5 protein-coding genes and 2 pseudogenes are annotated in these 4,965 nt (G+C 56.2%); 5 read left to right on the top strand and 2 right to left on the bottom strand.

The window, feature by feature from the left end; all coding sequences use genetic code 11:
- Both GHO03_RS23640 and GHO03_RS23645 read left to right on the top strand, forming a co-directional pair.
- Positions 1–156 (top strand): annotated as a pseudogene (locus GHO03_RS23640) (electron transfer flavoprotein subunit alpha/FixB family protein); the annotation flags it as partial.
- A gap of 196 nt (positions 157–352) precedes the next feature.
- Complete coding sequence (locus GHO03_RS23645) at positions 353–814, top strand: hypothetical protein (protein ID WP_095018427.1); 462 nt, start codon at positions 353–355, stop codon at positions 812–814.
- 52 nt (positions 815–866) lie between these two features.
- On the opposite strand, the gene GHO03_RS23650 is transcribed toward GHO03_RS23645, so the two are convergent.
- Both GHO03_RS23650 and GHO03_RS23655 read right to left on the bottom strand, forming a co-directional pair.
- The gene (locus GHO03_RS23650) at positions 867–1,196 is read right to left on the bottom strand and encodes a hypothetical protein (RefSeq protein WP_094999986.1); all 330 of its coding nucleotides are present in this window, start codon (positions 1,194–1,196) and stop codon (positions 867–869) included.
- Positions 1,197–1,735: 539 nt separating this feature from the next.
- Positions 1,736–3,070, bottom strand: a complete 1,335-nt coding sequence (locus tag GHO03_RS23655; RefSeq protein ID WP_153400628.1) for an amidohydrolase — start codon at positions 3,068–3,070, stop codon at positions 1,736–1,738.
- Positions 3,071–3,261: 191 nt separating this feature from the next.
- On the opposite strand from GHO03_RS23655, the gene GHO03_RS23660 reads away from it, so the two are divergent.
- From GHO03_RS23660 to GHO03_RS25945, 3 genes and pseudogenes are all read left to right on the top strand, one after another.
- Entirely contained in the window at positions 3,262–4,218 is a 957-nt protein-coding gene (locus GHO03_RS23660) for an AraC family transcriptional regulator (RefSeq protein ID WP_095023288.1), read from the top strand.
- A gap of 214 nt (positions 4,219–4,432) precedes the next feature.
- Positions 4,433–4,579: pseudogene (locus GHO03_RS23665) on the top strand (benzoate 1,2-dioxygenase large subunit); the annotation flags it as partial.
- A gap of 167 nt (positions 4,580–4,746) precedes the next feature.
- Positions 4,747–4,893: a DUF6538 domain-containing protein gene (locus GHO03_RS25945; RefSeq protein WP_372241790.1), complete on the top strand. Its 147-nt coding sequence runs from the start codon at positions 4,747–4,749 to the stop codon at positions 4,891–4,893.
- Positions 4,894–4,965 lie beyond the last annotated feature (72 nt).

Raw genomic sequence — 4,965 nt, forward strand, 5'->3', positions numbered from 1 at the left:
ATTTCCGGCGCGATCCAGCATCTGGCCGGGATGAAAGATTCCAAGGTGATCGTTGCGATCAACAAGGACGAAGAAGCGCCGATCTTCCAGGTGGCCGATTACGGCCTGGTAGCGGACTTGTTCGAAGCGGTACCTGAGCTGGAGCAGGCGATCTAACTTCTGTAGGGGGCGGGTTCGCCCGCTCCCGCAGGAATAAAGCCATCTGCTTGCAGCACAACTTTTGCCACAATCCGTTTTGTAGTTCTATAGATGCAAGTACAAGTTCGAGTGTAGATTCCCGACGGTAATATCCCATCCTTAATTACGTTGTATCGAGGGTAAGACTATGTCGGGTAACTTCTCCAGGAATGTAATGAATACTCTTGTGGTTGCGCTTAGTTTGGCGTTTACCGGTTCTGCACTGGCCGATACGGCAGTCAATGATCCGCTGTATATAACCGGCAACTATAAATGCACAGGGTTTGACAGTCATGACGGGGCCTTCAAGGGCGACCTGAGTGTCAAAGTGAATGAGAAATCCAGCAACTTCAGCCAGAACTTCGGCGCTTATACCTTCACGCTTGAAGTGGATCTTGGAGGCGACAAGGCCACTTATTCAGGCTACGCCGCCGCCCAGGGTCAGCAATTGGCAATGTATTTTGCCAATGACAGCCAGGAGGCCGCCACGGATCGAGGCATCGGGCTTGCGACCATTACCCGTGACCAGGACAGCAAGGGGCAATACACTACCACGCTGCACAAGTCATACTATGCGCCCGACTACAATGGCGGTGGCCATGGTACGGAAACATGCATTAAAACCCCGCAAGTTTGAAATTGAAAAAGCCCCGGAGATTATCCGGGGCTTTTTTGTACGGCCCGGGTTATCAGCTGTAGCTGTTAACTTTTACCAGGGCAGGCTCGGTTTGAGCCTTTTGCCAAGTCAGGGTCAGGGTTTGCAGCACGCGCGCCATATAGTCGCTATCGGCCGCAGCCTTCTTGCCCACGTAGCCTTGGCCACGGCGGTACATTTTGAGGTGGGCGCGCATTTGTGGACGTTCCTCCTCGAATCTGGTTTCTTCCTTGCACGACGTCACAGGATCGATACGTACATCACCGGCTTCGCTGATCCACAGGATATGGTCGTTCAGCGTGTCTTTCTGGGCGGCGAAGAGTCGAGCCAGCTCGTTAACAGTCGGTTGGTTATTCAGGTTCATGGCTAACTCCTTGACTACTCGTTGATCTGTCTAATTGATTCGCGCAACTGCACATGCAGCGCTACGTAGTGTCCATCCAAAGCAGATCTGTCTTGAGTTCGTCATATGTAGTAGTAAAACCCGGCACTACATACAGAGCGTAAAGCGAAGGAGAGCAGCGTGAACCAGGATGCCTGAGTGACATGACGCATCAGCCACAAGCTTCTTGAGGACGTTTCGCTAGCCCCTGTCGTCTTTGACGCGGACGATCAAGCCAGGTCAGCTTCATCAATTCTGCCTTGTGGGCAGTACCTATCCCGGAACAGCCCGACAGCTCGTCGAGCATGCTTGCAACAACCCTTTCCAGCGCTTCCGGTGGGGAAGACGTCTGCATAATGCTGGGGGAAAATCGAGCCGTCAATACTTATGTAGTGATTATTTTATGGCACTACATATGTGACTGGCGGGTCGATTTTCAGCATGCCGGTCATCCCCGATAAATGCCCCAACCGTAGCCGATACCCCCGTTATTTCGGCAGTTCAAGGTAGGCGAGCCCTACTCAGTTGCTGTTGCGCACCCGCCCCGGGTAATTCATCACAAATTGCACATGAGCCTTCACGCCCGTGGCCAGGGTGGCATCGTCGGCGGTGAAGTAGGGGCTGTGGTTGTTCGCGACCTTGCTCATGTCCTGCCCTTCAGGCGTAGCGCCCAAAAATACGAACAAGCCCGGGACTTTTTCGGCGTAGTAGGAGAAGTCTTCGCTGGGCGACAGGGACGCCGGCAGCAACTGCACCTTGCCTGACGCAGCCAGTTCCAGTGCCGGGACCATGGCTGCGGTCAATTGCGGGTCGTTGCTGGTGACCGGCGCATGATTGACCAGCAGCAGGCTGGCTTCGGTCTCGTAGGCACTGGCAATGCCTTGCACCAGGGGTGGCATCTTTTTCAGCAGGGTGTCGCGCACTGCCGCGCTGTTGCTGCGGATGGTGCCGGTCATTTCCACGCTTTCGGGAATGATATTGGCTGCAGAACCGGCATTGACGGTGCCAACACTGATCACGCCCATCCCCTGGGTCAGATCAGCCCGGCGGCTGACCAGGGTTTGCAGGCCGTTGATAATGCCTGCGCTGGCTACTACCGGGTCGACGCCGCTCCAGGGGGCCGAGCCATGGGTTTGCTGGCCTTTGACGATGATGCGAAAACCGTCGCTGCTATTGAGCACGGTACCGGCCTTGTAATACAGATGACCGGTGGGGTAACCCGCCATCACATGCACGCCGAATATGGCTTCGACCTTGGGGGAGTCCAGGGCGCCGTCGCGGATCATCGCCTGGGCACCCACCAGGGTTTCGGTTTCGAATTCGTCCAGGTCTGCCGCGCCTTCTTCAGCGGGCTGGAACAGGAATACCACGGTGCCGGCGACCTGATCGCGATGCTCGGCCAGCACTCTGGCTGCACCCAGCAGCATGGAGGTGTGGGTGTCATGGCCGCAGGCGTGCATCACCGGTACGGTCTTGCCCAGGCGCACTCCCGTGGCCGTGCTGGCCCAGGGCAGGCCGGTCATTTCCTTGACCGGCAGGGCGTCCATATCGGCGCGCAGGGCCATCACCGGGCCAGGCAGGCCACCCTTGAGCACGGCCACTACACCGGTCTTGCCTACTTGGGTGCGCACCTGCAAGCCCAGGCTTTTGAGTTGCTCGGCGACCAGGGCGGCGGTCTTGAATTCCTGATTGCCCATCTCCGGGTTCTGGTGGAGGGTGTGGCGCAGGGAGATTACCTGCTCATTGACCGTCGCGACGGCGGGGTCGACCCAGCTCAGGTCAGCCGCATGGCCGGTGCTGGTCAGCGTGCTCAACAGTGCGAGGTACAAAGGGGCATGGCGAAGGCGGGGCAGCATTGAAGGTCTCTTGTTTGTTGTTTTTAGGGCGTTCAGGGTAAGCCAGTTTTTCGCACAGGCGGCGCAACCGCCGGGCTAAAAGCGTTCGATTACCGCCCATTAGCCGAGTGTCCAATTGCCCTGCCATTGCCGTCGTGCTTACTCTGGCGCAGACAACACCCATAATAATGACAACACCGAGTACCTTGCCGATGGATAGCCGCCTGCTGAGTGAACGCAGTAGCGTGTTCCGACACGCCGACCCACATGCCGTGTCCGACTATGTAAACCAGCATGTTGGCCAGCACTGCATCGGCCTTTCCAGAACCACCCGGCCGCTGGCCAGCCTCAATCACCGTAAATTCGCCGAGCTTGATCTGTGCCGCATCAGTTATGGCGGCAGTGTGCGCGTGACCTCGCCCGCACTGGAAACCATCTTTCACTTGCAGGTGCTGCTCAGCGGCAATTGCCTGTGGCGCGGCCCGAACCGCGAGCAGCACCTGGTGCCGGGGGAGTTGCTGGTGATCAATCCGGATGATCCGGTCGATTTGACTTACTCTCAGGATTGCGAAAAGTTCATCCTCAAAATACCGGCCAAATTGCTCGAATCGGTGTGCGACGATCAGCGTTGGCGGCGGCCGTCAGGCGGTGTGCGCTTTATGCGCAATCACTACCGGCTCGATGAGCTGGAGGGCTTTATCGGTTTGCTGGGCATGGTGTGCCAGGAGTCCGAGGCCAGCGATCCGCTGCTGCGGGTGCAGGAGCACTACACGCAGATTGTCGGCAGCAAGCTGTTGACCCTGATGCAGACCAATATCAGCCGTGAAAACCTGGCATCAGCCAGTGCCGGTCTTGAGCGCATACTCGATTACATCGAGCGCAATCTCAAACAGGAACTCAACGGTGAAGACCTGGCAGCACAGGCCTGTATCAGCCAGCGCTCGTTGTACAGCCTGTTTGAGCGCCAGTTGGGCGTGACGCCCTTGCAGTACATTCGCCAGCGCAAACTTGCGCGGATTCATGCCTGCCTGAACGACCCGAGCTGCACGGTACGCAGCCTCACAGAGCTGGCGCTCGATTACGGTTTTATGCACTTGGGCCGTTTTTCCGAAAGCTACCGTTTGCAGTACGGCGAGCTGCCTTCAAGCACCTTCAAGCGCCGGCACTGAGCAACGGCTTTTGTGGGAGCGGGCTTGCTCGCGATGGGATCGCTGCGGTGTCAGCGGAACACCGCGCTGCCTGGATCGCGAGCAAGCCCGCTCCCACTGAAATACCCGTCTTGCCTGCACTAACCGGATAACGATCCGCAGTAAACGGATAGTGCCCCGGACATCGACTCCCTAACCTGACCCGGCCTGGATAATAACAACGGAGGCCCTGGCCATGTCCCTGGGTATCGATTACTTGAATGCCATGCTGGAAGACGACAAAGACAAGGGTATCTACCGCTGCAAGCGTGAGATGTTCACCGACCCCGACCTCTTTGAACTCGAAATGACCCATATCTTCGAGGGCAACTGGATCTACCTCGTCATATCAAGAAAACACCTTTAAACGCTGATATACAAGGCTTATAGAAGCATACTTCCAAATTTTACTTCCAAAAATAGCTTCCAAAAACATCATTGCTGCGTTAGCTTTCGTGCATAGCTGAGGTAATTCGACTTCTGGTTAAAAATTGCACAGGAAGAGTCGGCATGGCGGTCGATAATCTCAAAAACATTGATGGCACTTGGTATGTGCGGGTTGCAATACCAAGGGATGTTCGGTCTGAGTTTGGCAATCGAACTGAGTTTTTGAAGAGCTTGAAAACTGGACGAAAAAGTGAGGCCATGGTCCTTTGAATCGCCCCTAGTTTCGTAGACATCTCCAAGCCTTAAAATGAGGCCCATTAGGAGGTGCCATGAGCAACCAGC

Source organism: Pseudomonas sp. FSL R10-1339 (assembly GCF_009600545.1).
GTDB lineage: Bacteria > Pseudomonadota > Gammaproteobacteria > Pseudomonadales > Pseudomonadaceae > Aquipseudomonas > Aquipseudomonas bubulae.

Excerpts from the sequence above, each read along its gene's own strand:
- GHO03_RS23645 (WP_095018427.1), top strand. The coding sequence starts at position 353 with ATGAATACTCTTGTGGTTGCGCTTAGTTTGGCGTTTACCGGTTCTGCA.
- GHO03_RS23650 (WP_094999986.1), bottom strand. The coding sequence starts at position 1,196 with ATGAACCTGAATAACCAACCGACTGTTAACGAGCTGGCTCGACTCTTC.
- GHO03_RS23655 (WP_153400628.1), bottom strand. The coding sequence starts at position 3,070 with ATGCTGCCCCGCCTTCGCCATGCCCCTTTGTACCTCGCACTGTTGAGC.
- GHO03_RS23660 (WP_095023288.1), top strand. The coding sequence starts at position 3,262 with ATGGATAGCCGCCTGCTGAGTGAACGCAGTAGCGTGTTCCGACACGCC.
- GHO03_RS25945 (WP_372241790.1), top strand. The coding sequence starts at position 4,747 with ATGGCGGTCGATAATCTCAAAAACATTGATGGCACTTGGTATGTGCGG.